Raw genomic sequence first — 2,076 nt, forward strand, 5'->3', positions numbered from 1 at the left:
CACCCTGACCTCCCGCAACAACCTCGCCTGTACCTACGAAACGGCGGGTGATCTAGAGCGGGCCATCCCTCTGTATGAACAGACGCTGCAGGAGCGGGTGCGGGTGCTGGGCGAGGACCACCCCGACACCCTGACCTCCCGCAACAACCTCGCCTACGCCTACGAAACGGCGGGTGATCTAGAGCGGGCCATCCCTCTGTATGAACAGACGCTGCAGGAGCGGGTGCGGGTACTCGGCGAGGACCATCCCTCGACCCTGGCCTCCCGCAACAACCTCGCCTACGCCTACCAGTCGGCCGGGGACCTGGAACGGGCCATCCCCCTGTTCGAGCGGACGGTGGACGATGCGGTGCGGGTACTGGGAAAGGAGCATCCGACCACCAGAACCGTCCAGACGAACCTTGCCCATGCGAGGTCTGGGAGCCGAACCAGTGGATGAAAACTCCGCCGGCGGACCCGTTCAGGCGGCAGTGAAGTCGGGATGGGAAGCGACCTGCGCCCTCGTCGTGACGTCGGGGTCAATCCCCGTCACCGGTCGTCCGCCGCCCGGTCGGGGAAGACGCTTCTGTGACACAGCCTTCCGTAAGGCCTTCTCAACCTGGCTGTGTACCTGGCCACCAGCCCTCTTTCCGGCGGTCACCAGCGTGCTGGCGTACAAAATACGACGACGCGCTCTATGACTACGTGACGAGTGACGTGGACTCCTACGTCGCCTCCTTGCGCCGACGGCGCAAGGACGGAACCGGGAAGTGGGAGCGGAGACGATCTGGAGCTGGCCCGGGACCTCCCGCCTGCTGGCCGCTGGGGGGACCCTTGCCCCCGATCGACAACCCGGAGCTCGCCCGGGTCCTCGCCGGGGTGCCGGACTCCCTGGCGTAGGCCGGCGGCGACCTGTACGCGGTCATCGTCAATGTGGTCGTCAACGCCTGGATGACTAGCCACATCCACGGCGAGGACGGCTGCACCGGATGCGACGGCAGCCGCGGCCCGGCTGGCCACGACTGGGAAGCAAGGACGCGCACCATCAAGGACCCTTGGTCGGCGACCTCCGCTGCTGGTGACCGACGGCGCCGCCCCGGCGGTGTCTGCAGCGATTCGGTCTTTCTAGTCGGGGAGCGGTTCCTCGCTGAGATACCGGCGCTGAGTGGGGGAGACGATGACGTCTGCATCGGCGGCACTATCGGTCAGAGTCCAGTGTCCTGATCGGAGCGGCACCGCTTGAAGAGGCCGGGCTCGAACCTCCAGCCTCACTGTGTCGATGACGCCATGAACGGCGGAGTCGAAGACCTCCAGGTTCACGCTCGCCCTGGGAGCACCGGACTCCGCCAGGTCTGCGGTCCAGTCGGCCACGGTATTGCTGGCGGCCCAGCGAAAGAGCGCTGTCTGACCAGGACGAAGGACGTGCTCCCGGTACAAATAGCTCCTGTCGCTGCGCCAATCTGAGGCAATCGGTGGAACCGTGATCGTCTCGCCCGGTAGCAGGTATGACTCACCCGCGATGAACTCGCCGTCACCAGCGATCCGGATCCTTGCGGTGGAACGGCCTTCATTGGTGATGATCCCGTGCACCACGAACCACATCAAATGGTCGGCGCTTTCGGGGAAAATGAGTTCCTCGCGGCCTACTGGCGCCGAGGCGTGCTGGACCATCGGATCGAAGAGCCGGTCTTGCCCGCTCGCGTGGAGATGGGGGTTGACCAGCGGGGGCCACTGAGGCCTCTCAGAGAGCACTATGACGCGGGCTACCTGCTCATCAACTCGGGCTCGCGCTGCCTCCTGAACAGCCAGGTGCGCGGCCTCAGCTGCGCTCACCGCGGCGTCGCTGGATTGTTGACCGGTCTCGACCTGCTTCTTAAGGGCGCGGAGCTGTTTCAGCCCGAACCACACGAGTACACCCGTGGCTATCGCAGCCAGTGTGGTGCCGAGGTCCGCCGCATCTTGAAGATTCACCGGGACACCTTGGCACACCGGTCGGACAGTGCGGTTACTGATGTTGAACTCGTGGAGTCGTAGGGGCTGACGGCTTGTCGACTGTGCGGTATCACCGGGACATGCGGTATCCACAAGGGGGCGGGC

At 65.3% G+C, this 2,076-nt stretch carries 2 protein-coding genes; one reads left to right on the top strand and one right to left on the bottom strand.

Annotated features, from left to right (window positions below; genetic code table 11):
- Positions 1 to 439, top strand: a 439-nt coding sequence (locus tag ACFYOJ_RS17955) for a tetratricopeptide repeat protein (protein ID WP_388597238.1), incomplete at its 5' end; no start/stop codon positions are given.
- A gap of 665 nt (positions 440 to 1,104) precedes the next feature.
- Here ACFYOJ_RS17955 and ACFYOJ_RS17960 read toward each other — a convergent pair.
- Positions 1,105 to 1,950, bottom strand: coding sequence for a hypothetical protein (locus ACFYOJ_RS17960; protein WP_356553023.1), 846 nt, complete (start codon positions 1,948 to 1,950; stop codon positions 1,105 to 1,107).
- Positions 1,951 to 2,076: the final 126 nt, after the last annotated feature.

Origin of the sequence: Streptomyces sp. NPDC006384 (assembly GCF_042870695.1) — a bacterium.
Taxonomy (GTDB): Bacteria; Actinomycetota; Actinomycetes; order Streptomycetales; family Streptomycetaceae; genus Streptomyces.